The sequence below is a fragment of the Kibdelosporangium aridum genome (genome assembly GCF_900176515.1).
In the GTDB taxonomy this organism is placed as follows: domain Bacteria; phylum Actinomycetota; class Actinomycetes; order Mycobacteriales; family Pseudonocardiaceae; genus Kibdelosporangium; species Kibdelosporangium aridum.
On sequence record NZ_FWXV01000004.1, the window covers coordinates 177,181 to 202,619 of the forward strand.

Below are 25,439 nucleotides of genomic sequence, written 5' to 3' on the forward strand. Positions count from 1 at the left end.
TAATCGATGCTCGGTGTCCGGTGCTTCGGGCCGAACATCGAACAACATCGGTCGAGTCGAATGTTTGAGTATGTTGCGTTGTCGCCTATGCTCGCGGCGGGTGCGTGTCGTCGCGACGGGTGACGGCATGGGCTGGAAGGGGTGTGCGGTGCTCGCGCGGCAGCGGCAGTCGATGATCCTCGAAGAGGTCAAGAAGACCGGGGCGGTCCGGGTCAGCGACCTGGTCGACCGGTTGGGCGTTTCGGACATGACCGTACGCCGCGACCTCGAGGTGCTGTCCCGCCGTGGCCTGGTCGAGAAGGTGTACGGCGGCGCGACCGCGGTCGTCGGCCGCAGCACCGACGAGCCCGGTTTCGAGGCGAAGTCCGTCCAGCAGCTGCCGCAGAAGGAAGCGATCTCCGCACTCGCGTCGACCCTGGTCAAGCCGGGCACCGCGATCGGGCTGTCGGCGGGGACGACGACCTGGACGTTCGCCCGCTACCTCGACGACGTGCCCGAACTGACCGTGGTCACGAACTCGATCCAGGTCGCCGACGTCTTACAACGCACGGGCCGTTCGGATAGGACAGTCGTACTGACCGGCGGAGTGCGTACGCCGTCGGACGCTTTAGTCGGTCCGGTTGCGGTGCACACACTGCGGTCGTTGCATTTGGACATGGTTTTCCTTGGCGTGCACGGTATGGCGGCAGGGCCGGGTCTCACGACGCCGAACCTCAACGAGAGCGAGACCAACCGCGCTCTGGTCGAGGCAGGCGGACGGCTGGTCGTGCTCGCCGATCACACGAAGTGGGGAACCGTCGGGATTTCCACCATCGCGGACCTCGAGGACGTCGATGTGCTGGTGACGGACGACGGGTTGAGTCAGGAAGGCCGGGAGTTCCTGGCCGAGCGGGTCGGCGAGTTGATGATCGCCGACGTCGATGAGGATGGGATGTCCGACACCGGAGGGGAAACCGCGTGAGGCGTACCGTGACCCGGCTGGCCGATGGCCGGGAGATCGTGTATTTCGACGACACACCGGGCGCGCCGGCACGTACCGCGAAAGACACAAGAGACCTGCCCCCGTTTCACCCCGGCTCGGAGATCCGGCGTGACCCGCTGACCGACGAGTGGGTGGCGATGGCCGCCCACCGGCAGACGCGGACGTACAAACCGCCGGTCGAGACGTGTCCACTGTGTCCAAGCCAGCCGGGCCGGCCGACCGAGATCCCGGAGTCGAGCTACGACGTGGTGGTCTTCGAGAACCGCTTCCCGTCGTTCTCGCACACCAACGGGGACGGCTTCGCTCCGACCATTGTGGACGGAATGGACATGGTGCCGCGCGCGCCGGGCAACGGCCGGTGCGAGGTGGTCTGTTTCACCTCCAACCACAACAGCTCCTTCGGCGAGCTGAGCGTGCCCCGGATCCGGACCGTGGTCGACGTGTGGGCCGACCGGACCGAGGCGATGTCCGCTCTGCCTTACGTGGCACAGGTTTTCCCGTTCGAGAACCGTGGCGAGGAGATCGGCGTGACGCTGAGCCACCCGCACGGCCAGATCTACGGGTACCCGTTCATCACGCCTCGCACCGAGCGCATGCTCGAGGTCGCGTCGGCGTACCAGGACAAACACGGTCGCCCCGTGATGGGTGACGTGCTGGCCGCCGAGCGGGCGGTAGGCACTCGGGTGATCGAGACTTCCGCGCACTGGACGGCGTTTGTTCCTGCGGCTGCGCGGTGGCCGGTCGAGGTGCACGTCGTGCCGCACCGTCAGGTACCCGACCTGCCCGCGTTGACCTCGGCTGAGCGCGACGACTTCGCCGACCTGTACTCACGTGTGCTCAAGCACCTGGACTCGCTGTACGACCGTCCGCTTCCTTATATAGCCGCGTGGCACCAGGCACCGGTGCGCGAAGGCCGTGACCTGGCCTGGCTGCACCTCGAGGTGTTCTCCGTGCTGCGGACCAAGGACAAGCTGAAGTACCTGGCCGGGTCCGAGTCCGGGATGGCGGTGTGGATCAACGACGTGACCCCGGAAGCCGTGGCCGAGCGGCTCAGGAACGCCTCGTGAGAAAGTCCTAGGTTCATCTCAGGCGAATCTCAGGAGATGACGGCAAGCTAAGTGCCATGACCGAGAACAGCCCCGGCCCGCAGGAGCCGCCGCGGCAGGACCCGCAGGACGCGTACTGGCGCCCGCAGGACCCCACTAGGCAGGAGCAGCAGCCTCAGCAGGAGCAGCCAGCCGCCCAGCCCGATGCCCAGGCGACGGAGCAGGCGCAGTGGCAGCCGACGCAGGAGTTGCAGCGGGAGACTCCCCAGGAGTCGCAAGGGACTGACACACCGGCCGATCCTTGGTCCGCCCAGCACCAGCAGGTGCTCTTCGGCACCGCGGCGCCAGGCCACCAGGGCCAAGCCGGTGTGTACGTGCCACCGAGCACGACTCACACGTACCCGACGCCACCACCTATGGGACAAGCGTCGCCGCCACGCCGCGCCAACGGCCTTGTTGCCGGAGTCGCGGTGCTCGCGCTGCTCGTTGGTGGGGGTGCGGGTGCCCTTGGCGGCTACCTCGTCTCCGAGAACAACGCGTCGTCCGCGCCATCCGCGCTTGACGTGCCCCCGCCCGCCGCGAACGTGTCCGCCAATGCCCCGGACGGCACGATCGAGGCCGTTGCGAACAAGTTGCTGCCTAGCGTGGTGCAGCTGCGTACCCGCAGCGGTGAGGGCTCCGGGTTCGTGATCAGGCAGGACGGCCTGGTGGTCACGAACAACCACGTGATCGAAGAGGCCGCGAACGGCGGCACGCTCAAGGTCGTCTTCCAGGACGGCCAGTCGGCGGACGCCACGGTCGTCGGCCGCGACCCGTCATCCGACCTCGCCGTCGTGCAGGCCAAGGGGGTCTCCGGCAAGATCCCCGTGACACTCGGCAGATCGGACGACCTGAAGGTCGGCCAGGCCGTGGTCGCGATCGGCTCGCCGTTCGAGCTGTCCGGCACGGTGACCTCAGGCATTGTCAGCTCCCTGCACCGACCGACCAGGGCAGGCGGCGACAACGGCTCCGAGGCGACCGTGATGGACGCGATCCAGACCGACGCCGCGATCAACCCGGGCAACTCGGGCGGGCCGCTGGTGAACATGGCCGGCCAGGTCGTCGGGATCAACTCGGCGATCTACAGCCCGGGCAGCTCGTCCCGCCAGCAGGGCGGTTCGGTCGGGATCGGCTTCGCGATCCCGATCGACCAGGCCAGGCGGACCGCGGACGAGATCGTGAAGACAGGCAAGGCAACCCAGACAGTGCTTGGTGTCTCGGTGCAGACCGACCCCAACGGCGGCGCCCGCGTCAGCCAGGTCGTCCCAGGCGGGGCGGCCGAGACAGCCGGAGTAGCGGTGGGTGACATCGTGACCAAGCTGAACGACCGTCGCATCGACACCTCCGACGCGCTCGTGGCCGCGGTCCGGTCCTTGGCACCAGGCGACAAGGTGACCCTGACGATCGGAAACGGCAGCAAGACAGTGACCGCGACCCTGGGCGGTCAACCGGTACCCGTCAACTAGACGCTCGGCCGCACAAGCGGCCGAGACCAGCTCTCCTCGCCGAGGCCCAGCTTGAGCAGGGCAAGCGTGGGCCTCGCGGGGAGGGGACAACTCCGGTCCAGTCGAGTGGATCGGAACCGCCGATTCTCTCGGGGAGATCGGCCCCCGGCTCAATGCCCCTGAGCCGGCACATGCCGAGCCGCACAGACGGATACCCCCTCGTCCGTCTTGTGCGGCTCCGGCGTTTGGAGGGGCGCGCGGCGGCAGCGCGGACGAATCATTTGCCGAGACGTCCCACAGGCCGCCGAGTCGGTGGCGCCGGTGGCCACGTCGTAGTTGGGATCCTTGCCGACGAAGCCGTTGACTCGCCTGGCCCAGAACCTTCTGACCAGGTGAAACGTCATGTCAGGGACCGTGTCAGGCTGAGGTCAGGCCCGTGTCAGGGCGGCCGATCACAGTACTGCCATGACCAGTTCAGCGATTACGGCTTCGGGTCTGAAGAAGGCCTACAAAGACAAAGTCGTGCTCGACGGCATCGACTTGGACGTGCAAACGGGCACGATTTTCTCCCTGCTCGGACCGAACGGTGCCGGCAAGACCACGACGGTGAACCTGCTGACCACGTTGCTCAAGATGGACGCTGGGACAGCGCGGGTCGCCGGTTACGACGTCGCGACTGAGACCAAGCAGGTCCGTTCGTCCATCGGCGTCACCGGCCAGTTCGCTTCCGTGGACGAACTGCTGTCCGGCCGCGAGAACCTGCAGCTGATGGTGGACCTGCACCACTTCAAGGGCGGCGAGGGCAAGACCGTCGTCGAGCACCTGCTGCGGCGCTTTGACCTTAAGGAAGCCGCCGACAAGCGCGCATCGACCTACTCCGGTGGTATGCGGCGCAAGCTCGACCTGGCGATGACCTTGGTCGGCAGGCCGCGGATCATCTTCCTGGACGAGCCGACCACCGGCTTGGACCCGCGCAGCCGCCGCACGATGTGGAACATCGTCCGTGAGCTCGTGGCCGATGGCATCACCATCTTTCTCACCACCCAGTACCTCGAGGAAGCCGACCAGCTCGCCGACCGGATCGCCGTGCTCGACCAGGGCAAGGTCGTCGCCGAGGGCACTCCCGAGCAGCTCAAGCGCAAGATTCCCGGTGGTCACGTGCAACTGCGGTTCGCCGACGTCGCACAGCTCCAGGCCGCTGTCCGTGTGCTGCCTGGCAGCGCCCCGGATGAGGAGAGCCTCATCCTGCGTGTGCCCAGCGACGGTGGCGTCAAGTCGATGCGCACCTTGCTGGACCGGCTCGACGAGTACGCCATCGACGTCGACGAGTTCACCGTGCGGATGCCGGACCTCGACGACGTTTTCCTTGCCCTCACCGGTCACGATGCCAAGACGGAGGTTGTCACCAAATGAGCACCGATTCAGCGATCATGCTGCGCCGCAACTTCAAGCACACCCTGCGCTACCCGTTCACCGTCTTCAACTCGATCATCATGCCGATCGTCATGATGCTGATGTTCGTGTACGTCTTCGGCGATGCGTTCAACGTCGGCAGCGGCGACTACATCAACTACGCCACACCGGGCATGCTCATGTTGGCGATCAGCTACGGCCTCAGCGCCACCGCTATTTCCGTCAACGCCGACATGACCAAGGGCATCATCAACCGGTTCAAGGTCATGGACGTCTCCCGCGGCGCCGTGCTGACCGGGCACGTCGTGTCCACTGTGGTGCGTGTCGTGCTCGCTCTCCTCGCCGTCATAGGTGTGGCCTTCCTGTTCGGCTTCAGCCCCAACGCGTCCTTCCTGCAGTGGCTCGCCGCCGTCGGCGTGCTTCTGCTTGTGATCATCGGCGTCAGCTGGATCACTGTCGCCATCGGCCTGGCCGCGAAGACCCAGGAATCCGCGGGTGGCGCCATGGTGCCGCTGATCATGCTGCCGTTCTTCAGCAGCGCGATCGTCCCCGCCGACAAAATGGGCCCTGGCATCCGGGAGTTCGCCCAGTACCAGCCGTTCACGTCGATCATCGAATCTGTCCGCGGGTTCCTCGACGGCGTGCCGAACAACGGTCAGACGCTGGCCGCGATCGCCTGGGCGCTCGGCCTCAGCGTCGTCGGTTACGCCTGGGCCCGGTCGAAGTTCAACAAGCGGGCATGACCGCGCGCTTACGTCGCCTCGGTGAACTCAGTCTCGCCGAGGCGACGTCGCACGTGTTTCCAGAAGAGCCTGACCAGCACAAGCAGCCAGACCACGGCAAGGCTGATCGCCAAGCCCAGCCAGTAGTTCCGGTCGTGCAAGCCGGGGTTGACCGGCACGTGTGGCTGCCAGATCACCGGAACCGCGATCAGGACGAGGATCCCGGAGACCACAGCTCCGGCCTTGACGGGTCCCTTCAAGGCAAGCCCGGCAAGGCCGACGACTGGAGCGAGCACGAGGTCGTGCACCAGCGGACCGGCCAGAAACCACGCGCCGAACTCCACGATCTGCGGAACCTCAAGAGCCAGCAAGGCACCCCAGGCCATCATCACGAGCCCGGCGACACCCACCAGAAGCCGCGTCTTCACAGCACCTCCAGCCGGTTGACCCACTTGGTCTGCAACACGCCAGGCCGGCTCGGTGCGATGATCCGGCACGGGTAACCGTGATCCATGTCGAGCACCTCGCCGTTGCACCGCAAAGCCAACAGTGTCAACGGATCCTTGGTGTGTTCCCCAGGCAACGTGCTTGTCCGGTACAGCCCGTTCTGCTCCATCGAATGAACCTGTACCGCCGCACCAGGCTGAACACCCGCGGCCTTGAGCACGTCGGCAACTGGAACCCCGGTCCAGCTGGCCGACTGGCTCCACCCCTCGACACACGCGATGGGCAAATCAGCCGTCGTCTGCGGCATCGCGGACAGCTGGTCCAAAGTGAATCGCTTTCCCGCGACTTCCAATGTCCACGAAGGATCCTTGGTCACACCCGCGGCCGCCGCCGTCCGGTTCACCGGCACACCTTGCGGCCCCTTGGCCGACCGCCAAGCCAGCGTGGAAACGTTCCGCAGGAAGGGAACCGTTACGCCAGCGGTCGCCACCACAGCGACACCGGAAGCCAGCCATGTCGTCCGCAAGAACGCCCGCCGAGAAAGATCCGGCGAAGTATCACGCTGCAGCGCACGCCGGACAACCGGCAGCTTGACGGCGATGTGCACCAGGATCGACCCCACCGCGACCCAGGCGACGGCGTAGTGTGCCGCCGGGAAGTAGAATGTGAATACGTAGTTCTGGGCGACGTTGAAGATCCCGGTGACCAGTTCGAAGAACGCGGCCCCGGACAGCACCAGGATCGAGCCGCGCTCCAGGGCGTGCGGCAACGACTTGACCAGTGGACGTTCGAACAGCTTCGGATAGACCGACCAGAGTTTGGCCAGCAGCAACGGAATCGCCGCGACACCGGAGATCACGTGCAGGCCCTGCGTGATCCGGTAGAAGTTCACCGGGCGTGACGGCCAGAAGAACCAGGACGGCGGGTGCTGGATCGCGTGGCTGATCAACCCGGTGACAAAGCAGACCAGGAACGCGATCCCCAGCCACAAGCCGATCCTCGCTGTGGCCTTCTCATTGTGCGCGGCGCTTCGGAACTTCATCGCGGCACCAACTCCGTGAACCACCGGTTGCCGCCCTCGGCGACCCACCTCGACCTGAACCCTGCCTGGAGTGCGATCTCGTCGACCGCGTCCGCGCCGACCCAGGCCCATGGGAACCATGTGCCCAGGCCGTTCACGCGGACCGAGTGGTTCCGCAGGCCCGTTCCTGGCGGATCGAGCTCCACAAGAACTCTGCCGTTGCGAGCGACCAGGCCGCGAACTCGGCGCAGCAGCCGGACCGGATCGCCGCCGATGCCGACATTCCCGTCCGCCAGAAGCGCGCTGTGCCAACGCCCTTCGCCGGGCAACGGATCGAAGACGTCACCCCGCAAGGCCACCGCGCCGCGGGCAAGTGTGAGCCGCACCGCGACCGCGGACACGTCGATGCCAAGAACCGGAATTCCCCGGACCGACAAAGCGCTTGTCAGGCGGCCGGGACCGCAGCCAATGTCCAAAGTCGGGCCTGAGCAGTGCGCGAGCAGCATCTCGTCGCTCGGCTCAGTGGCCCGCCACCGGTCGACCGGCAACGTGATCCGTTCACCAGTGGCCAGCTCAAGCCAGCATTCACTGCTCTTCAACGCCGCGTCGAACCCGGTCATCGGGCACCTACTGTCGAGGCGAACCGGCCACTTGTCTGGCTCGCTACGCGTTGCGCGTCCGCCATCGTGTCCACATCAGACAGCACGGGCAGATGACCCATTCGCAGGTGGCTCAATGCGAGCCAGGTCAGCGAGCCGGTATCCGGCCTGGACATCGGCACATCTCGCAGTACGGCCGCCTCAAGGGGGTCGCGCAGGCCCAGCGCCCACCACCCGCCGTCTGACGCATGACCCAGCACAGCATCCAGTTCTTCCAGACGCTCCAACGCGCTTGTCAGCAGCGCGGGGGTGACTTGAGGCGTGTCCATCCCGATTTGCAGCACCGGTCCGAACCTGGCCACGTCTCGGTGAGCATTGGCCAGGCGTGCGCCAAAACCATTGCCGCGCTGTGGAATTACGGTCACCTGTCCCAGCAGGGACGCCAGTTCGTCTCGACGCGCTGCCTGGTCCAGGTCACCGGTGAAGGCGACAACCGGTGTGACATCAGCAACCGCGAGTACGGCATCCAAGGTGTCCAGGAGCGAGGCAGCAGCGATGTCCGCAGCCTCGTGGGGAGTCGCGGGCGGGCAGAGCCTGGTCTTGGCCAAGCCTGGGACGGGCGCCTTGGCCATCACGAGCACACTTGTCATCGCAGAACCCCCACCATGTCACGGATCGCCCGTAGCGTCCCTTTGACGGAACCGGAGACCTTGGATTTGGTGCCGGCCGCACGCGCTTGGTAGTCCACGTCGTGCTCCACCACATGCCAGCCGCTCTTGCTGGCTCGAAGCAGCAGTTCCAGTGGATATCCGAAGGCGCGGTCCTCGACGCCGAGGGCCAGCAGTCTGGCGCGCGGTGCGACTCGCATCGGTGCGATGTCTTTCACGTGCAGGCCTCGGCTTCGCAACAACGCCGCGAGAACGGCATTTCCTGCTCTGGCGTGCCACGGCCACACGTCACGGCTGATCGGTTTTCGGCGGGCCACCGCCATGTCGGCGCCGTCTCGGACGCTCTGGACCAGGCGGGGCAGGTCCGCCGGGTCGAGTGACGCGTCCGCGTCCATGAACGCCACCAAGTCGGCGGTGGCGTTCTCGAGTCCTGTGTGGACGGCAGCGCCGTAGCCGCGCCGAGGTTCATGAATCACTTTGGCGCCGAGGCGCTCCGCGATCTCGGGTGAACCGTCGGACGACCCGTTGTCCACCACGATCGCCCGGTACCCAGCGGGCATCGCGCCAAGCACTGACGGCAGCGCCGCGGCCTCGTCGAGGCAAGGCAGCACCACATCGACCATGTCCATGAAAAGGGAGTTAAGTCCATCATGGAGACTTACGTACCTGTTGCAGCGCTTACCATTTTGTGACGCCGCCGAACTTCTTACGGAGTTGTGACGGCGGCCGGTTTCAGCTGGTTGTCGTGCTCGCAGGGCACTACGGTCGGCCCGTGTCCCGCGCTGTCAAAATTCGCGGCGATGTGGTCGCGCTCGCCTTGTTGGTCGCCGCCATCGCCGTTGGCTTCGGTTTCGGAATCCGGCTGTACGGCAGTAAACACTTCCCAGGTGCGCCGGACACGTTCGGCGAATGGCCCATTCTCGGCCAATGGGCGCCGCACATCGGAATCGGCACGCCGCTGTCGATCATGGTGGCGATCGCCGTCGTCGCATGGGGTCCTTCGCTGGCTTCCCGCTTGCCATGGCGGAAAGCGCTGCTGCTCGGCTACGTGGCCAGCGTCAGCTGGATTGTGTCGCTCGCGTTGATCGACGGCTGGCAGCCCGGCATCGCCGAGCAGCTCACCAGCCCGGACGAATACCTCAAAGAGGTACCGGGGATCACCGATATCGGTGTCTTCCTGCGCACGTTCTCGTCGAGAATCCTGGATTTCCAGCCGGATTCCTGGACTACGCACGTGTCCGGGCATCCGCCGGGCGCCACGCTGGTGTTCGTATGGCTGGACCACCTCGGCCTGTCCGGCGGTGGCTGGGCCGGGATGCTGTGCATTCTCGTCGGCGCCCTCACGGCCGTCGCTGTTCCTGTTGCTGTTGCGGCTCTGGGGAAACCTGAGCTTGCGAAGGCCACGCTGCCGTTCATCGTGCTCTTCCCAGGCGCGGTCTGGCTGGGAACGTCCGCCGACGCGATGTTCGCCGGTGTCACGGCCACCGGCATCGCGTTGCTTGCGATGCGGACCAAGCTGTCTGCGCTGGCAGGCGGGCTGCTGCTGGGCTTCGGCGCGTTTTTGTCGTACGGCCTTGTTTTAATCGCCGTGGTGGCGTTGGTCGTGTGTGCCGTGACCCGGAGCTGGCGGACTCTGGTGCTCGGGGTGCTGGCGGCCTGCGCTGTCGTGGCGGTGTTCGCGTGGGCGGGGTTTTGGTGGTTCGACGGCTATCACCTGGTCGTCGAGCGGTACTACCAGGGCATCGCGAACGACCGGCCGTACTGGTACTGGGTGTGGGCGAACCTGGCCTGCCTCGCGCTGGTCATCGGGCCTGCGGTGGCAGCCGGGCTGCCGCGCGCCCGGCGCTTCTCATTGGTGGTGGCCGCGATAGTGGTCATCCTGATGGCTGACATTTCCGGCCTGTCCAAGTCGGAGGTGGAGCGGATCTGGCTGCCCTTCGCCGTCTGGCTGGTGCCCGCGGCCGGATTCCTGCCCGGAACTCGGCGGTGGTGGCTGGTGGCGCAGGCGGGCACCGCGCTTATGGTGAATCACTTGCTGCTGACGAACTGGTGAGGACGATGAGCGAACAAGGCCACGTGCTGGTGGTGGACGACGACGAGACGGTCCGTGACGTCGTGCGGCGATACCTAGAGCTGGCCGGGCACAAGGTCACGCTCGCCGGCGATGGCGAGCACGCGCTCGCGCTGGTCGCCGAGTCCGAACCGGACCTGCTCGTACTCGACCTGATGCTGCCCGGGATCGACGGCCTTGAAGTGTGCCGGCGGATCCGCCAGCACAGCGCCGTACCGATCGTGATGCTCACGGCACTCGGCGAAGAGGAAAACCGGATCGCCGGACTGCAGCTCGGCGCCGACGACTACGTGACGAAACCGTTCAGTCCCAGGGAATTGGCGCTACGCGTGGGATCAGTCCTGCGTCGCGCTCGCACTGTGCCCGCCTCACCGAGCCGTCAGGTCGTCACCGATGACGACCTGACGCTGGAGGTCGGCGCGCGCAAGGCCATTCTGGGAAGCACTGAACTGTCGCTGACCACCAGGGAATTCGACCTGCTGCTGTTCCTGATGTCCAATGCGGGAACGGCGTTCTCCCGGGTCGAGCTGCTGGCCAAGGTGTGGGGATGGGACTTCGGCGATCAGTCCACTGTGACCGTCCACGTGCGACGACTGCGCGAGAAGATCGAAGCGGACCCGGCGAAACCGGCCCGGATCGCGACCGTGTGGGGAGTGGGGTATCGCTATGACCGCGCCTAGCGTGATCGATCCGTCCGAGCCGTTCAGCGCGATGGTGGAGCACGCACTGCACATCCTGCCGTTCGCGCTGGCGTTCACCGTGCCCGTGACGGTGATCGGTGTCGTTGTGCTCTACCTGCTGCGCAAAAGGCGGCTTGCGACCAACCTGACCGTGCTCGTGATCATCCCGGTCGCGGCCGTCGTCGTCGGCGTGCTCGGCGTCAGCGGGTTCATGTTCAACGCGACTCTGACCACGATGCTTTTGGTGTGCCTGCTCGTTGTGGTCGTGACGTTGCCCGCGGCCATCCTGCTTGGGCGCATGATCGCGGCTCGCAGCGTGTGGGAGCGGGAGGCGCGCGACCGCGAACGTGCCGCCGAGGCTTCGCGGCGCGAACTGGTGGCGTGGATCAGCCACGATCTGCGCACGCCGTTGGCCGGGATCCAGGCGATGGCCGAGGCCTTGGCCGACGGCGTGGTGGCCGAACCGCGTGAGGTCGCCGAGTACGCCAACCGGATCGGCGGCGAGACCCGGCGGCTGTCCGGAATGGTCGACGACCTGTTCGAGCTGTCCAGGATCACCGCGGGAGCGCTGGAGCTGACCCTGTCCGAAGTGGCCCTCCAGGACGTCGTCAGCGACGCTCTGGCTGGTCAGCAGCCTGTCGCCGAACGCAAGAAGGTCCGTCTGGTTGCCGACGCCCAAGCGTGGCCGGTCGTGCTCGGCAGTGATCCCGAGCTCGCGAGGGTCGTACGTAACCTGGTATCGAACGCGATCAGGCACACGCCACCGGACGGAACCGTGGCCGTACAGCTTGGAGTGGATGGCACGAGTGCCGTCCTGTCAGTGGACGACACGTGTGGCGGGATCCCCGAGCAAGAGCTCGATCGGGTCTTCGAGGTGGCGTTCCGGGGCAGTGCGGCCCGCACGCCCGCCCCGCGGGGAGACGAACCGATCGGTGCGGGTTTGGGCCTCGCGATCGCCAAAGGCCTGGTAGAGGCCCACCGGGGCCGGATCACCGCGCATAACCACGGCCCCGGTTGCCGCTTTGAGGTACGCCTGCCGCTCGTCGTCTAGCCGTGGTGCGGCGGCTTGTTGCGCAAGTACCAGTCGTCGTCCCGCTGCTCGGGCTCTGGCTCGCGCTCGTCCTTGGTCGTATCCGGCAGAACATCGCCGAAGACCTCGTCGATCTTGCGGCGGCGTTCCTCTGGTGTCAGTTCCCGTCCCACCCGGACAGCTCCCCGATCACATACGGGACCAGCGAGGACAGCGTGGCCATGCCGTCACGGACGGCCGCGCGCGAACCGGCCAGGTTGACCACGAGGGTGCTGCCCGACACACCGACCAGGCCACGCGAGATGCCCGCGTCCACCGCACCGGCGGCCAGACCGGACGAGCGCAGAGCCTCGGCGATCCCGGGGATCCGCTTGTCCAGCACACCCTGGGTGGCGTCCGGTGTGACGTCACGCGGGAGCAGGCCCGTGCCACCGACGGTGACCACGAGGTCCACACCGCCGATCACCGCGGTGTTCAGCGCGTTGCGGATGTCGACGACCTCGCCCGCGACCGCGACCGTTCCATCGACGATGAACCCGGCCTCCTCCAGCAGTTCGGTCACGAGCGGACCCGGTGAATCCTCGTTCTCACCGTGCGCGATCCGGTCGTCGACGACGACGATGAGAGCCCTGCCCAGCCGCTGCGCGCTGCGTTCCATGGGCTCCAAGATATCTGTATCGAGATCTGACCGTTCTATGACGTCTGGCCCGCGCGGGCTGTGCTGGGGTGATAACGGCCATAGCGTTGCTCACATGCGGGTATTGCTCACCGGCGCGGCCGGGTTCATCGGGTCCCACATCGCCGAGCAGTTGGCGACACGCGGGCACGAAGTCGTGCCGGTGGACAATTTGTTGCCGCAGGCTCATTCAGGGGTTCCAGAGTGGACATCGGACCTCGTGCGCGGCGACGTCCAGGACTACGACCTGATGACCGGTTTGTTGCGCGGCGTCGATGCCGTGTGTCATCAGGCGGCTGTGGTCGGGCACGGGCTTGATCCCTCGGACGCGCCGCTTTACGTGCGCAACAACGATCATGGGACCGCTGTGTTGCTGGCTGCCATGCATTCGGCCGGTGTCCGCAAGCTCGTCCTCGCTTCGTCGATGGTCGTGTACGGCGAGGGGCGGTACGTCTGTGAGACGCACGGTGATGTCCGGCCGGGACCGCGGGTGTCCTCGGACCTGGAAGCCGGGCGTTATGAGCCATCTTGCCCAGTTTGTGGCGATTCCGTGGCGTGGGCGCTGATCGAAGAGGACGCGCCACTGGACCCGCGGAGCACTTACGCGGCCACGAAGGTTGCCCAAGAACACCTCGCCTCGGCGTGGGCACGTCAGGCTGGCGGGAACGTATGGGCTTTGCGGTACCACAACGTGTACGGACCTCGTATGCCTCGGGACACGCCCTATGCAGGCGTGGCCTCGCTGTTCCGTTCGGCTTTGCAGCGCGGCGAAGCACCGACCGTTCTGGAGGACGGCTTGCAGTGCCGGGACTTCGTGCACGTCACGGACGTCGCGCTGGCGAACGTCCTGGCTTTGGAAAACTCAGTCTCCGGGTTCGTGCCGGTGAACGTGTGCTCCGGCTCGCCACACACCGTCGGTGAACTTGCCTACGAGCTGGCGACGGCATACGGCGGTCCTCCGCCACGGATTGTCGGCGGCGCACGGTCCGGCGACGTGCGGCATATCGTCGCGTCGCCCGCAGGCGCACGTATGTTGCTCGGCTTCGAGGCCCAAGTCGGCTTCGCCGAGGGCGTGAAGGCGTTCGCTAGCGATCCGCTACGCGCTTGACCTTCGCCCGGAACGCGCGGCGTGCGATCGGCCCAAGGTCGTCGACCACCTCGACCAGCACGGCAAGCTGGTCCAACGTGTCCAGTGCGTGCACGGCTCCGGCCGGGTCGATGCCTTCGTACAGTTCCAGACCGATGAACGCGGCCGACACCGCGCTGGCCAGTCCTTTCGTGTCGACAAGGTCCTTGGCCGGCGAGGTGGCGAGCACACGGATCAGCACCTGTTCAATGGCGTCGATCCACAGCTGCAAGGCGGCTCGGGTGGTCTCGGCGAGCCCTGCGTCGGTGCGCGACCCGGCCAGCAGCTGGGCGAGGATGGTGACGTTGAAGGTCTGGGATTGCTGGGTGTGCATGTCCCGGCCGACCGCGAGCAGCTGTTTGAGCGTGGTGACCTTGTCCAAGGCGGGCTGGAAGAGCTCGACCGAGGCCTTGGTGTGCGTCATGCAGGCCGCGCCGAGTAGCTCGTGCACGCTGCCGAAGTGGTAGAAAACAAGCGCTTGGTTGACCCCGGCGGCGGCTGCGATGGAGCGAGCGGAGACGCCGCTGATGCCCACGGTCCGGATGGCCTCGATGGCCCCGTCGATCAGCTTGCGGCGCGTGTCAGACACGCCTCATTCTCTCGCTTCCTCCCGGTAGGGCTTCACGGTGGCCGGAACCGGCGTGTCGACGTACTGGGCGGTGAAGCGGCCGTGATAGCCGAAGATCGGCCCGAACCTGGGATTGCCGACAGTGACCCGGATCCGGAAGCACTCCTCGTTGTCGTCGTACCACTCGTGCAGGTCGGCAGTGCCAGTCAGGGTTTGCGGCAGAACGAAGTCGAGCCCGCCCATCCGGAACCGTTGCTCGCCGGACCGGATGTGCAGACCACCCCGGCGGTCGACGTCGAGGTGCAGATCGACCGCGATGTGCTGGTGCGTGCCGAGGTAGTCGACGATCGCGCCCCGTGCCTCGCTGTAGATCATGGTCGCGTCGAACCGCCTGCGCAGCCCGGCCCGGACATCGAACGTGCGCACGAACGTGACCACGTCCCGCCCGAAACTGTCCTGGTAGACATGGTTCTCGATGACGAAAGGGACATCGGTTCCGGTCTCCGGGAACAGGATGTTGCGGTTCGTGCCGAGCTTGAGGAAAGGCACGGTATGCCTGCCGCCACGCCAGATCTCAGCCATGGTGCCGGTGCCGACGCAGGACTGCTGAAAGCCGAAACGCCGTTGTAGCTGAGGATGCAGGTCCTCGAAGCGCCGGCCAAGAGCTCGCTTGAAGATCATCGCGGTGGTCGCTTTCTGAGGCATCGGCGCGCAGCAGGCACCTTGTCGGACAACGGAACGAACGCGATCAACGCGAGCAGCGGCTTTCGGGTTCTGACAGCGGCGACGATCGCTGTCACCCTCGCTGCCACATCGACGATCGCTCGCAGACGGGTCGTCTCGGGCGGAATGTCGTGTTCAAGCCAGATCCGCAGCCGATCGAACGACCACGCCGTGGCCCACCCCATGAGCGGCCGGAAAACCCGATCGGCTGGTGCCCAACGTGGGACGTAGTCGTAGCCGGTGAGGAACCGGATCCCTTGGTGCGTGGGGATATAACGCCAGTACCCGCTGCCACTGACGATCATCGAGAGCGGGTGGTCGGATCGGAATCGAAGTGCGGACGTGGCTTCGCGCTTGTGTGAGGTGACGCCTTCACCATGGATCCGAACGCCGAGGACGGTGGTGGAGTAGCGGAAACGCTGTGGTGTGGTGGCACCGATGTAGTTGATCTCAGTGAACCGGGCGTCCCAGCGTTGGTGCTCGGCCGGGTCCTGGGTCCGCTGCCACAGCTTCGCCATGTCGGTCCGGATCAGAGCCTCGATGTACAGCGGTTTGGGCATGGTTTCCCCACTTCGTCTACGTCCCACTGCCTGGATCTCCGCCCCTGGCTTGATCCGCCCCGATGCGTCCCGTCGCCTGATGAATCCGCCTTCTTCTTGGTATGCCATGCGGTGTGTCTTTGTGTTTGACCCGCTCGGCTGCCTTCGCGCCATCTGAGTGATCAGCCTTCTCCTGCAGGCTGACTCGCACAGCTCGCGCGTCGCCTTGCCGTCGGCAGACCTGCAGTAACTGCAGGCCTGTTGTGTCACTTGGCTGTTCTCTCGCCCGGTGGGTCATCGATCCCTCCCTGCCGATGACCCACACGGCGCCCCTCGCACCAGTCGCTCCCCGTCGACCGTCCCTCCTGAGGTTTGAGCACTCGCTCAAAACGGAGACTAGCCGATGTTTGAGCGACTGCTCAAGAGGGATCTGTCAAATCCCCAACCCCGATTTCCCCCGACTTATCCACACCCGGCACTTATCCACAGCCGCCGTCCCCGGACCCTGCCCAACCGAACGGCAACCCGGCAGCCTGGAAGCATGAAACGCCTCCTCCGAGCACTCCGGACCACGGGCTGGGTCCGCACCGTCGCGATCCGCAAGATCATCGCGGTCGCTCTGCTGGGCCTCGCCCTGTTCCTTGCGCTGCGCCCGAACCGTGCGGCCGAGGCCCACATGCTTGTGGCCGCGCACGACCTTTCGCCCGGCACAACCCTGTCCACATCGGACTTGAAGCTCGTCAGGGCGCCGCCGTCACTTGTGCCGCGTGGTGCGCTGACCGATGCCGCGGCCGCGACCGGTCAGGTGCTGGCCGGGGTCGCGTCCTCCGGTGAACCCATCACGTCCGCACGACTCCTCGGACCGGAGAACACTCGCATGACCACTGGATCCCCAGATGCGGCAGCGGTTCCGATTCGGCTGGCCGACGAAGGGGTAGCCGAGTTGCTGGTGCCTGGGGCCCGGGTGGACATCGTCGCGCCGGACCAAACCGTGCTCGCGTCGGGTGCGACTGTGGTGACCGTCCGGTCGACAGGGCGGTCACATGAGCAGGGCCGGTTGGTCGTCGTGGCCTTGCCCGGGCATGCCGCACCACGGGTGGCGGCGGCCTCTCTCGCCAGGGAGGTGACCGTTACGCTCCGGTGATTCTTTGTCCGTCTCTGTGAGGGAGTTGTGCCGTGCTGAAGGGTTTCAAAGACTTCATCATGCGCGGGAACGTGCTGGAACTGGCGGTCGCGGTGGTGATGGGCACCGCGTTCACGGCTGTGGTCACGGCTGTGGTGAACAACGTCCTCAATCCGCTGATCGCTTCGATCGGTGGTGCGAACGTGACCGGGCTGGCCTGGACGATCGTGGGCGGCAACGAGAAGTCCACGATGGACTTCGCCGCTGTGATCACCGCGGTCGTCAACTTCATCCTGATCGCCGTGGTGGTCTACTTCGTCCTGGTGCTGCCGATGAAGAAGATCCAGGAACGCCGTAAGCGCGGCGAGGAGACCGGGCCGTCCGAGCCGACTCAGGTCGAGCTCCTCATCGAGATCCGTGACCTGCTTCAGTCCCAGGGACAGGCCGGTCCAGATCAGGAACAGGCCCGTTCAAGCCAGGGACAGTCCCGTCCAGGTCAGGTGCAGTCTCGTCCAGGCGAGGCGCCGGGCGAACGTCGCTGAGCCGCAGGAGGTAGAGCGCAGGCAGTCCGGCGAGCACGACCATCGCGACAGCAGCGGTCGTCAACTGGTCGGCGGCCAGCATCGGGGTGACGAGTGCGGACCCGACCATGGGGGTGGCCTGCATCAGAGTTCGCAAAGTGGCGAAGGCGCGGCCATGGAGCGCCTTCGGGATGCGACGCATCCGCAGTGACTGCGCCCAGATGGTCATGGGCGCGCTGAGCAGACCGATGAGGAAGAAGCCCACGGCAATGGGGAGTTGCCGTGGGGCCGAAAGGAGCGTGAGAAAGGCGGCGGCAGCGATGATCTGAACGACTCCGATGGCCCGGACAGGTGAGCGGCGAGGTTGGCGTGCACCGGCGACAGTGGCGCCGACGAACTCGCCGACAGCCAATGCGGAGAGCAGTAGGCCTAGTGCTGCTGGGCCATCAGGCAGACGGGTGTCGGCCAGCCAAGGCGCGGTGACAACGAGCATGCCTTCGGCAACGTTGAAGGCCATGAAGGACACCGTGGTCGCGATGATGGCCCGGTCCTTCCCGACCGATGCGAAGGACAACCTCCGTTTGGCGGTCGGAGCCGCAGGTGGCCGCAACGGTTGACGAACGGATGCCGCGGCGAGGGCGAGTACCAGGAACGTCGCACTGTCGATGATCAGGATGTTGGCCGCGCCGATCTGAGTGAGCAACAGACCGGCGGCAGCCGGGCCGACTATGCCCGCGACGCCGTAACTCAGGGTCTCCAGTGCGTTGGCCGCATCGAGGTCACGGTCGTCGACGAGTTGCGGGATGGCGGCGGGGAAACCCGCTAGGGGCACCATCTTCAGCAACCCGTGCGTCGCTGCGACAACGAACGGCAACCAGCCGGGCAGCGCGCCAAACGCCGCGGCTGCCGGGATCGACCCGACCACGGCCGCGCGCAGCAGACTGTCGGTGAGCAGCACGGTTCGTTTGTCGAAGCGGTCCAGCAACGGGCCGACCGCCAGCCCGCCCAGTGCGACCGGTGCTGTGTAACAGACGGCAAGCAGGCCGAGTTGGCCGACGCCGCCTGGCCCCGAGAGCACGAGCCACGTCAAAGCGACCCAGGTGATGCCGTCGCCCACAGTGGACACCGTGGCACCTAGCCACAGCCTGCGGAAGTCGATGTTCTTCAGGACATGCGCGTATCGCCGCATCGCGATCCCTTCTCGCGGCGGTGGTCAGAAACAGGAGAGGAGGTAAGTCAGGCCAAGAGATGCATCGCGGCATATGAGCGCCAAGGGCGCCAGCGCTCCGCGTAGCGCTGAAGCTCGCCGGGAGAGTCGGCGATGCCGTGCTGCCGGGCCACTGCCAGCAGTTCGGGGTCGGTGTGGGGAAAAACGTCCGGGTCGCCGAGCGCATGCATCGCGATGTGCGTCGCTGTCCAGGGCTCGATCCCAGGCAGGGCAAGCAATATGGCGACGCTCTCCTCGCGGTCAGCGCCCCGGTCCAGCGACAGCTCTCCGGTGCACACGGCCTTGGCGAGTGCCCGGATCGTCTCCGCTTGCGGGATGGCCAAGTCCGCCTCGGCCAGTGTCTCCGGCGAAGGGAACGTGTGCGTCAGCCCGAACATGGGCTCCCGCAACGGTTCCCCGAACTGGGAGACCAGCGTGGCTTGGTGGCCCGACACGGCTCGGACGGCCAGTTCGAACCCGTCGGCACATCCCGGCACACGCAGCCCTGGCTGAAGCTGCACCAACGGGCCGATCACGGGATCGCTGCCGAGGTCGTCGCCGATCATCAGCGGATCGGCGTCGAGGTCGAAGATCTCCCGGCACCGGGCCACGGCAGCCGTGACATCTCGCAAATCGGCCAGTACCAACCGAATGGTGACCTCTGATGGTCCGTCGAACTCGGCCGTGACAACCCCAGCACCGTGCGGCAACCGCATCGCACGGCGATAGCACCTGCCGGAAACAACCTCGATACCGCTCAAAGCCCGCGTAGCCAACGACTTCAGCAACGCTTGCCAAGCCAGCGGTGGTCGATACCGCAGCCGCAGCACAAGATCACCATTCGCCGAGCCAGTGCTGCCGGTGTTGCGCAACTCGCTGGGCGGGCAGCCGAACGCAGCGCGCATACCGTGGTTGAACTGGCGCACGCTGGCGTACCCAGCCGCGAACGCCACGTCTGACATGGGCAAAGCCGTCGACTCGATCAGCATCCGGGCTACCCGGGCCCGGCGGCTGATCGCGAGCATCTGCGGGCCGACCCCAACCTCGGCAACGAGTTGCCGATGCAGATGACGCTCACTCACCGCCAACCGCCGCGCAAGGCCCGCCACGCCCTCATCGTCGACACCACCACCCGCGATCAACCGCAACGCCCGCCCGACAAGGTCACCGCGAACGTTCCACTCCGGCGAAGTCGGCTGGACATCCGGCCTGCACCGCCGGCAAGCCCGAAAACCGGCGGCTTCCGCAGCCGCTGGCAACGTGAAGAACCGAGTGTTGCGCCGCTGCGGAGTCCGAGAAGGACAGCTGGGCCTGCAGTAGACGCCGGTGCTCGTCACCGCCACCACGAACCGGCCGTCAAACCGCGGATCGCGGCTGGCCATCGCGCGGTAGAAGACCTCGAACTCGGACACAACCCCATCGTCCACCGCGCCGCGGACCTCCGCTGGCAACGATCGGACCAGGGGATGAACGGCGACTCAACGAGCGCCGGGCGCGCATGGCACCTGATCGGACCAGGGATGAAAGGCCACTAAACCGAGCCCACGGGCGCATGGCACCTGCAGGCGATGTTCCGAAGTCTTGGCGCTCCGGTTTTCTATCGAAGGGCCGATCAAGCGGTCGAACGAGCCTCTTTCACCGCGCGTGACCCCGCTGACAATGGTGGGTGCAAAGGGATGCACCATCGATCCTCGACGGCCCGTTGGCCGATCGGAACGCCCGGGCGCATGGCCAGAGGCGGGCGCCTGGCCGACTGGAGTGGTGCGACCGGGCGCGGGTGTGCAGGGCGCGGAAAACCTGATGCCCCAGGCGCATGGCCCGGGGCATCAGGTCAAACTCGTAGCTCAGGAAGCCTTCGCAGCCGGAGCGCTGCTCGACGTGCTGCTTGAGCTCGTGGACTCCGACTTCGTGCTGCTCGACGAGGACGAGCTCTCGGACTTGGCCGAGGTCTTCTCGGAGCTGCCGCCACCGTTGTTCGTGCTGCCCGACCGGCTGTCGGTGCGGTAGAAGCCGCTGCCCTTGAACACCACGCCGACCGAGCTGTACAGCTTGCGCAGCTTGCCGGAGCATTCGGGGCAGACGGTCAGCGAAGGGTCGGTGAAGGCCTGCACCTGCTCGAACCGGTGATCGCACACGGTACATGCGTACTGGTAGGTCGGCACGGACTTCTCTCCTTATGAGACCGCAACTTCGATGGCTGGCAGTCTAACACGCAGAGTGCTAAGACTTTACCGCCTCGACCAGCCCGCGACCTGGCGTCAAGATCGCGGTCATCCGGACGTCGTGCCGGTCAGCGGGCAGTTCTGGCAAGAACTCCTGGTCTCGGACCACTCCTATCAACGCAGTCTCCGGGGCCGCCGATACCAGCGACCGGTCATAGTGACCAGCGCCACGTCCCAGTCGCACGCCTGCGTGGTCGACCGCCAACGCGGGCACCAAGACCACCTGAGCCGACGCGATCGCCGCAGGTCCCAGGCGCGGGCCGACAGGCTCCAGCAGCTTGTGCGGGCCTGGCTGCAGCGATCCGTCGTATGCCGCCCAGTCCAGGGGCGCCAGACCTGTCACGACTGGCAGCAGCACTTGGACGTCCATCTCCACCAACGAGTCCAGCATCGCGCGGGATCCTGGCTCGGTGCCGACGGGGACATAGGCGCACACCGTTTGGCCTGCGTGAACCAGGCCAACCACGGCTCGCGACAGCTTCATCGCCTCGGCCTCCCGGACCGAGGCGGGCACGTCCCGGCGGGCGGCGAGCAAACGCTTGCGCCATTCGTCCTTGGTGGCAGGAGAACCAGTCACGCCATGAGGTTAGGCTCACAATCCATGAGCCCGTCGCTCGCATTCAAGACAGCAATCGTGCCCGCCGCAGGGCTTGGCACGCGTTTCCTGCCCACCACCAAGGCTGTGCCCAAGGAACTGCTGCCGGTGGTCGACACCCCGGGCATCGAACTCGTCGCCGCCGAAGCGGCCGACGCGGGTGCCACCCGGCTGGTGATCGTCACGTCACCGGGCAAGGACGCCGTGGCCCAGTACTTCCAGCCGCAGCCCGAGCTCGAGGCGACCCTCGAAGCCCGTGGCAAGACCGAGCTGCTGGCGAAAGTCCGCCGCGCACCGGCCCTGCTGAACGTTGAGACCGCCATCCAGGAACAGGCGCTCGGCCTCGGGCACGCGGTGGCGTGCGCCGAACCCAACCTCGATGGCGACGACGACGCAGTCGCCGTCCTGCTGCCTGACGACATCGTGCTGCCGACCGGTGTCCTCAAGAAGATGGCCGACGTTCGCGCCGAGCGTGGCGGCAGCGTGCTGTGCGCGTTCGACATCCCCCGCGAGCAGATCTCGGCGTACGGCGTGTTCGACGTCGAGGAGACCGGCGATGAGGACGTCAAGATCGTGCGCGGCATGGTCGAGAAGCCACCGGCCGACGAGGCGCCGTCCACCTTCGCCGCGGCCGGTCGATACCTGCTTGACCGGGCGGTCTTCGACGCGTTGAAGCGGATCACGCCCGGCGCGGGCGGTGAGCTCCAGCTGACCGACGCGATCGCGCTGTTGATCTCCGAGGGACACCCCGTGCACATCGTCGTACACCGCGGCGGACGTCACGACCTGGGCAATCCTGGTGGTTTCCTGCGTGCCGCCGTGGACTTCGCGCTCGATGACCCTGAGTATGGGCCCGGTCTGCGTGCGTACTTGCGCGATCGGATCAGGGACTAGACACGAAGGTCGGGTGGATGAGGTCAGTCGACGAGCAGCTCGCCAGGGCACTGGCCGCCGCGGTGCGGCCGGCGCCCGTGCGTGTGGCGATCTCCGAGGCACAGGGCCTGCTCTGTGCCGAAGAGGTCGTTGCCGAGCACGCCCTGCCCGGCTTCGACCAGGCGGCGGTGGATGGCTACGCGGTGCGCAGCGTCGACGTCCAGTCGGCGGGCCGGGAGCCGGTGGTGCTCCCGGTCGTCGGCGAGATCCCAGCCGGATCACGGCAGCCGCGCCGGCTGCAGCCCGGGCAGGCGGTCCGGGTGGACACGGGTGCGCCACTGCCCACATTGGCCGATGCGGTCGTCCCGCTCGGCTACACCGATGAGCACCCCGCGCGCGTGACCATCAACCAACCCGTCCCGTCCGCCGCGTATGTCCGGCGCACTGGCGAGGACGTGCAAACCGGCGACGTCGCGGTCCGCCGGGGCGCGACAATTGGCTCGGCCCAGGTCGGCCTTCTCGCGGCGGTTGGCCGTGCCAAAGTGCTTGTCTACCCACGGCCTCGGGTGTCGATCATCTCCATCGGCGACGAGCTCGTGGACATCGACCGCGCGCCCAGCCAGGGCCAGGTCTACGACGTGAACTCGTACGCACTCGCCGCCGCGGCCCGTGACGCCGGCGCCGAGGTCACCCGGGTCGGCATCGTCAGCCCGGATCAGCGCCGCGTGCGCGAAATCGTGGAATCACGCCTGCCGCTGTCGGAGATTGTGGTGTTGGCCGGCGGCGTCGGGGGAACCACAGGGGATGAGATTCGTGCCGCGCTGTCCGACCTCGGCGAGGTGGACATGACGAGGGTTGCCATGCACCCGGGCTCGGTGCAGGGCTTCGGCAGGCTCGGCCAGGACGCGGTGCCGACCTTCGTACTGCCCGCCAACCCGATGAGTGCGCTGGTCGTCTTCGAAGTGCTCGTCCGCCCGTTGATCAGGGCTGCGCAGGGCAAGCGCAACCCGCGCCGCAGGCTCGTGTCGGCCAGGCTGCTGTCGCCGATCGCGTCCACCAAGGGCCGCAAGGGATTCCTGCGTGGCCAGTTGCTGCGTGACGAGAGCAACGGCCAGTACCTCGTGCAGCCGCTCGGCCTGTCCGGTGCGCACCTGCTCGCCTCCCTCGCCGAGGCCAACTGCCTGATCCTGGTGGACGAGGACACGACCGACGTGGCAGTGGGCGACGAGGTCCAAGTCAGTTTCCTAGCGCAGCGCGGGTGACGTGATGGAAGCGCCGAGCCCGCAGGGCCGGCACCCGGGCTGGCCTGCCAAATTGGGGCCTCTCCAGGTGAAGGCCGGTCTGGTCGCGGTCCGCGGCCCACGGCTGTTCGACGCCTCCGCGTGGAGCCGGATCCGGCTGCGGGACCGCGACCACCTCGAGCGCTGGGAGCCGACCGCGCCCGGGACATGGGAAGACCGCAACGGCACGCTCGCGTGGCCGGGCCAGTGGTCGTCGCTGCGGGCATTGGCACGCCGTGGCATGACCTTGCCATTCGTGATCACAGTGGACGATCAACTCGCGGGCCAGGTCACTGTCGGCAATGTGATCAGGGGTTCGCTGTGTTCGGCGTGGGTCGGCTACTGGGTGGCGTCGCACGTGATCGGCGGCGGCGTGGCGCCTGCGGCGGTCGCGCTGGTGGTCGACCACTGCTTCATGCTGGCCGGGCTGCACCGCATTGAGGCGACCGTGCGCCCGGAGAACACCGCCAGCCTGCGCGTTCTGGAGAAACTCGGGTTCCGCCAGGAGGGCTTGTTCAAGCGGTACCTCGACGTCGCAGGCGACTGGCGTGACCACTTTTGCTACGCGATCACGACCGAGGACGTGCCAGATGGACTGGTTTCCCGGCTGCTCGCCAACGGTCGCGCCACCATCCCCCAATAGGGGGAATTTCATTGCCCCGCGTTAGCGATGGGCTGCACGAAAACGCCTGAAAGGACCTTGCGCCGGAAGATCGCGCACGGCGCGCCTCCGTCACTGCTGTGACTGTTGTGACTAGCGTGGTCAATTGCAACGGATCGGGGGAGGTGACGAAGCATGCCGAGCTCACTCATCGTGGTGGCGCTCGTCCTGGCGTGGCTGGTCGTCCTCGTCCCGATGATCGTGCGCAAGCGCCAGGAGATCGCCAGAACCGCGGACTCCGCACTGAACGCGCGGGTCGTGCGGAAAGGCGGGGCCGAGGAGGCCGACATGCGCGACGCCGCCGACCTCGAGGACGAAGCCGACCACGCCCACAGCGACGACTACGGCGACGAAGAACACGTCGACGATATGGATTCGGCTACGGAACACCCCGAAGCCCTCGACACGGCGGACGAAGCGGACGATCGTGACGACGTGGCCACGGACAGTGTCGCCCCGCGCCCCTACCGGCCGGGCCGCGGCGGCTTCGACCCAGAAGCTGCCGCCCGCACCGCGCGAGCGAAATACGCCTTCCGCCAGCGCGTCGTCGTCGCGATGCTGCTGCTGGCCGTCGGCAGCGCGGTCGTGGCCGGGGTGATGTACCCCCAAATCTGGTGGGGCCACGGTGCGGTGGACCTCACGCTCGTCGGCTACCTGAGCTACCTGCGAAGGCAAGTCCGGATCGAAGAGGAAATCCGCCAGCGCCGAACAGCCCGCATCGCCCAAGCCCGACGCGCCGCCCGCTCAGAAGCAGAAGCGGAGTACGAAGAGGACTATCGCGACGCGTACCGCGACAGAGAAGAACGCAGGGAAGAGCCAGCCGAACACCGGGAACCAGCAACACCACCAGTCGCCAAGACAACCCAGCCGCGCATCACCCACCCCCACGCGGTAGTGGTCGACATCGACGACGAAGACCCGGCATTCGACGAGCTCGATGACCTCGACAGCCTCCGATACCGGCGAGCGGTGGGGGAGTGAAAACGGCTCCAGAGGCCCTGATAAGCTACTGGAGCACCAAGGGGCTGTAGCGCAGTTGGTAGCGCGTCTCGTTCGCATCGAGAAGGTCAGGGGTTCGATTCCCCTCAGCTCCACCCTGGAGGGCTTACTAGAACAATGGACCAAGTCCATGCCCCCTAGTAGAGCTTCCACGCTGCTGATG

28 protein-coding genes, 1 tRNA gene and 1 pseudogene are annotated in these 25,439 nt (G+C 66.6%); 16 read left to right on the forward strand and 14 right to left on the reverse strand.

Annotation, left to right across the window (positions count from 1 at the left end; genetic code table 11):
• Positions 1-148 precede the first annotated feature (148 nt).
• The 5 genes from B9C43_RS24615 to B9C43_RS24635 all read left to right on the forward strand — a co-directional run bounded on the left by B9C43_RS24615 (position 149) and on the right by B9C43_RS24635 (position 5,668).
• Positions 149-961 carry a DeoR/GlpR family DNA-binding transcription regulator gene (locus B9C43_RS24615; RefSeq protein ID WP_051895454.1) on the forward strand — a complete coding sequence of 271 codons (813 nt, stop codon included), beginning with the start codon at positions 149-151 and terminating at the stop codon, positions 959-961.
• Positions 958-2,049, forward strand: a complete 1,092-nt coding sequence (gene galT / locus B9C43_RS24620) for a galactose-1-phosphate uridylyltransferase (RefSeq protein WP_084429459.1) — start codon at positions 958-960, stop codon at positions 2,047-2,049. Before B9C43_RS24615 ends, galT begins: the two co-directional genes overlap by 4 nt.
• Before the next feature lie 56 nt (positions 2,050-2,105).
• Positions 2,106-3,533, forward strand: a complete 1,428-nt coding sequence (locus B9C43_RS24625; protein ID WP_051895451.1) for a S1C family serine protease — start codon at positions 2,106-2,108, stop codon at positions 3,531-3,533.
• A gap of 444 nt (positions 3,534-3,977) precedes the next feature.
• Complete coding sequence (locus B9C43_RS24630; RefSeq protein ID WP_084429461.1) at positions 3,978-4,925, forward strand: ATP-binding cassette domain-containing protein; 948 nt, start codon at positions 3,978-3,980, stop codon at positions 4,923-4,925.
• Positions 4,922-5,668, forward strand: a complete 747-nt coding sequence (locus B9C43_RS24635; RefSeq protein ID WP_084429463.1) for an ABC transporter permease — start codon at positions 4,922-4,924, stop codon at positions 5,666-5,668. Before B9C43_RS24630 ends, B9C43_RS24635 begins: the two co-directional genes overlap by 4 nt.
• Before the next feature lie 8 nt (positions 5,669-5,676).
• Here the strand turns inward: B9C43_RS24635 and B9C43_RS24640 are convergent, their stop codons facing one another.
• Genes B9C43_RS24640 through B9C43_RS24660 form a run of 5 tightly spaced genes read right to left on the reverse strand, consistent with a single transcriptional unit; the run spans position 5,677 to position 9,011 of the window.
• Positions 5,677-6,075, reverse strand: a complete 399-nt coding sequence (locus B9C43_RS24640) for a hypothetical protein (protein WP_084429465.1) — start codon at positions 6,073-6,075, stop codon at positions 5,677-5,679.
• The gene (locus B9C43_RS24645) at positions 6,072-7,136 is read right to left on the reverse strand and encodes a molybdopterin-dependent oxidoreductase (protein WP_084429467.1); all 1,065 of its coding nucleotides are present in this window, start codon (positions 7,134-7,136) and stop codon (positions 6,072-6,074) included. Before B9C43_RS24645 ends, B9C43_RS24640 begins: the two co-directional genes overlap by 4 nt.
• Positions 7,133-7,735 (reverse strand): methyltransferase domain-containing protein, encoded by a 603-nt coding sequence (locus B9C43_RS24650; protein WP_084429469.1) that lies wholly within the window; start codon positions 7,733-7,735, stop codon positions 7,133-7,135. Before B9C43_RS24650 ends, B9C43_RS24645 begins: the two co-directional genes overlap by 4 nt.
• Positions 7,732-8,364, reverse strand: coding sequence for a TIGR04282 family arsenosugar biosynthesis glycosyltransferase (locus B9C43_RS24655; protein ID WP_033383396.1), 633 nt, complete (start codon positions 8,362-8,364; stop codon positions 7,732-7,734). Before B9C43_RS24655 ends, B9C43_RS24650 begins: the two co-directional genes overlap by 4 nt.
• Positions 8,361-9,011, reverse strand: a complete 651-nt coding sequence (locus tag B9C43_RS24660; protein WP_084429471.1) for a glycosyltransferase family 2 protein — start codon at positions 9,009-9,011, stop codon at positions 8,361-8,363. Before B9C43_RS24660 ends, B9C43_RS24655 begins: the two co-directional genes overlap by 4 nt.
• Before the next feature lie 143 nt (positions 9,012-9,154).
• Between B9C43_RS24660 and B9C43_RS24665 the strand changes: the two genes are divergently transcribed.
• From B9C43_RS24665 to B9C43_RS24675, 3 genes are read left to right on the forward strand one after another with little or no spacing between them, the layout of a single operon-like run.
• Positions 9,155-10,435, forward strand: coding sequence for a hypothetical protein (locus B9C43_RS24665; protein WP_327223057.1), 1,281 nt, complete (start codon positions 9,155-9,157; stop codon positions 10,433-10,435).
• 5 nt (positions 10,436-10,440) lie between these two features.
• Positions 10,441-11,133, forward strand: a complete 693-nt coding sequence (locus B9C43_RS24670) for a response regulator transcription factor (RefSeq protein WP_084429472.1) — start codon at positions 10,441-10,443, stop codon at positions 11,131-11,133.
• A gap of 1 nt (position 11,134) precedes the next feature.
• Positions 11,135-12,184 carry a sensor histidine kinase gene (locus B9C43_RS24675; protein ID WP_033383399.1) on the forward strand — a complete coding sequence of 350 codons (1,050 nt, stop codon included), beginning with the start codon at positions 11,135-11,137 and terminating at the stop codon, positions 12,182-12,184.
• Here the strand turns inward: B9C43_RS24675 and B9C43_RS57620 are convergent.
• Complete coding sequence (locus tag B9C43_RS57620; protein WP_143446560.1) at positions 12,181-12,336, reverse strand: fructose-1,6-bisphosphatase; 156 nt, start codon at positions 12,334-12,336, stop codon at positions 12,181-12,183. The genes B9C43_RS24675 and B9C43_RS57620 overlap by 4 nt on opposite strands.
• Positions 12,321-12,821, reverse strand: coding sequence for a MogA/MoaB family molybdenum cofactor biosynthesis protein (locus tag B9C43_RS24680; protein WP_033383400.1), 501 nt, complete (start codon positions 12,819-12,821; stop codon positions 12,321-12,323). Before B9C43_RS24680 ends, B9C43_RS57620 begins: the two co-directional genes overlap by 16 nt.
• A 94-nt stretch (positions 12,822-12,915) precedes the next feature.
• On the opposite strand from B9C43_RS24680, the gene B9C43_RS24685 reads away from it, so the two are divergent.
• Positions 12,916-13,947, forward strand: a complete 1,032-nt coding sequence (locus B9C43_RS24685; protein ID WP_084429473.1) for an NAD-dependent epimerase/dehydratase family protein — start codon at positions 12,916-12,918, stop codon at positions 13,945-13,947.
• Here B9C43_RS24685 and B9C43_RS60455 read toward each other — a convergent pair.
• The 3 genes from B9C43_RS60455 to B9C43_RS24700 are packed head-to-tail and all read right to left on the reverse strand — an operon-like array spanning position 13,925 to position 15,816.
• A complete protein-coding gene (locus tag B9C43_RS60455) occupies positions 13,925-14,554 on the reverse strand; it encodes a TetR/AcrR family transcriptional regulator (protein WP_084429475.1) in 630 nt (209 codons plus the stop codon). The genes B9C43_RS24685 and B9C43_RS60455 overlap by 23 nt on opposite strands.
• A 3-nt stretch (positions 14,555-14,557) precedes the next feature.
• A complete protein-coding gene (locus B9C43_RS24695; RefSeq protein WP_235038818.1) occupies positions 14,558-15,238 on the reverse strand; it encodes a DUF4166 domain-containing protein in 681 nt (226 codons plus the stop codon).
• Positions 15,211-15,816 carry a hypothetical protein gene (locus tag B9C43_RS24700; RefSeq protein WP_033383414.1) on the reverse strand — a complete coding sequence of 202 codons (606 nt, stop codon included), beginning with the start codon at positions 15,814-15,816 and terminating at the stop codon, positions 15,211-15,213. Before B9C43_RS24700 ends, B9C43_RS24695 begins: the two co-directional genes overlap by 28 nt.
• Before the next feature lie 520 nt (positions 15,817-16,336).
• On the opposite strand from B9C43_RS24700, the gene B9C43_RS24705 reads away from it, so the two are divergent.
• Both B9C43_RS24705 and mscL read left to right on the forward strand, forming a co-directional pair.
• Positions 16,337-16,939 (forward strand): SAF domain-containing protein, encoded by a 603-nt coding sequence (locus B9C43_RS24705; protein ID WP_084429477.1) that lies wholly within the window; start codon positions 16,337-16,339, stop codon positions 16,937-16,939.
• A 32-nt stretch (positions 16,940-16,971) separates the two neighbouring features.
• A complete protein-coding gene (gene mscL / locus B9C43_RS24710; RefSeq protein WP_084429479.1) occupies positions 16,972-17,460 on the forward strand; it encodes a large conductance mechanosensitive channel protein MscL in 489 nt (162 codons plus the stop codon).
• Positions 17,461-17,509: 49 nt separating this feature from the next.
• Here mscL and B9C43_RS58630 read toward each other — a convergent pair.
• The 4 genes and pseudogenes from B9C43_RS58630 to B9C43_RS24730 all read right to left on the reverse strand — a co-directional run.
• Positions 17,510-18,628, reverse strand: a pseudogene (locus B9C43_RS58630) (MFS transporter); the annotation flags it as partial.
• 47 nt (positions 18,629-18,675) lie between these two features.
• Positions 18,676-20,058 (reverse strand): DNA-3-methyladenine glycosylase 2 family protein, encoded by a 1,383-nt coding sequence (locus tag B9C43_RS24720; protein ID WP_327223064.1) that lies wholly within the window; start codon positions 20,056-20,058, stop codon positions 18,676-18,678.
• A gap of 432 nt (positions 20,059-20,490) precedes the next feature.
• Positions 20,491-20,808 (reverse strand): FmdB family zinc ribbon protein, encoded by a 318-nt coding sequence (locus B9C43_RS24725; protein WP_084429483.1) that lies wholly within the window; start codon positions 20,806-20,808, stop codon positions 20,491-20,493.
• Positions 20,809-20,866: 58 nt separating this feature from the next.
• On the reverse strand, positions 20,867-21,445 hold the full coding sequence (locus B9C43_RS24730; RefSeq protein WP_033383422.1) for a 5-formyltetrahydrofolate cyclo-ligase: 579 nt from the start codon (positions 21,443-21,445) through the stop codon (positions 20,867-20,869).
• 24 nt (positions 21,446-21,469) lie between these two features.
• Here B9C43_RS24730 and B9C43_RS24735 point away from each other — a divergent pair, with 24 nt between their 5' ends.
• The 5 genes from B9C43_RS24735 to B9C43_RS24755 all read left to right on the forward strand — a co-directional run bounded on the left by B9C43_RS24735 (position 21,470) and on the right by B9C43_RS24755 (position 25,371).
• Positions 21,470-22,357, forward strand: a complete 888-nt coding sequence (locus B9C43_RS24735) for a UTP--glucose-1-phosphate uridylyltransferase (RefSeq protein ID WP_084429485.1) — start codon at positions 21,470-21,472, stop codon at positions 22,355-22,357.
• 17 nt (positions 22,358-22,374) lie between these two features.
• The gene (glp, locus tag B9C43_RS24740; protein WP_084429487.1) at positions 22,375-23,598 is read left to right on the forward strand and encodes a molybdotransferase-like divisome protein Glp; all 1,224 of its coding nucleotides are present in this window, start codon (positions 22,375-22,377) and stop codon (positions 23,596-23,598) included.
• 4 nt (positions 23,599-23,602) lie between these two features.
• Positions 23,603-24,259 carry a GNAT family N-acetyltransferase gene (locus B9C43_RS24745; RefSeq protein WP_033383426.1) on the forward strand — a complete coding sequence of 219 codons (657 nt, stop codon included), beginning with the start codon at positions 23,603-23,605 and terminating at the stop codon, positions 24,257-24,259.
• A 153-nt stretch (positions 24,260-24,412) separates the two neighbouring features.
• The gene (gene sepX / locus B9C43_RS24750) at positions 24,413-25,258 is read left to right on the forward strand and encodes a divisome protein SepX/GlpR (RefSeq protein WP_084429489.1); all 846 of its coding nucleotides are present in this window, start codon (positions 24,413-24,415) and stop codon (positions 25,256-25,258) included.
• A 40-nt stretch (positions 25,259-25,298) separates the two neighbouring features.
• A tRNA-Ala gene (locus tag B9C43_RS24755) sits at positions 25,299-25,371 on the forward strand.
• Positions 25,372-25,439: the final 68 nt, after the last annotated feature.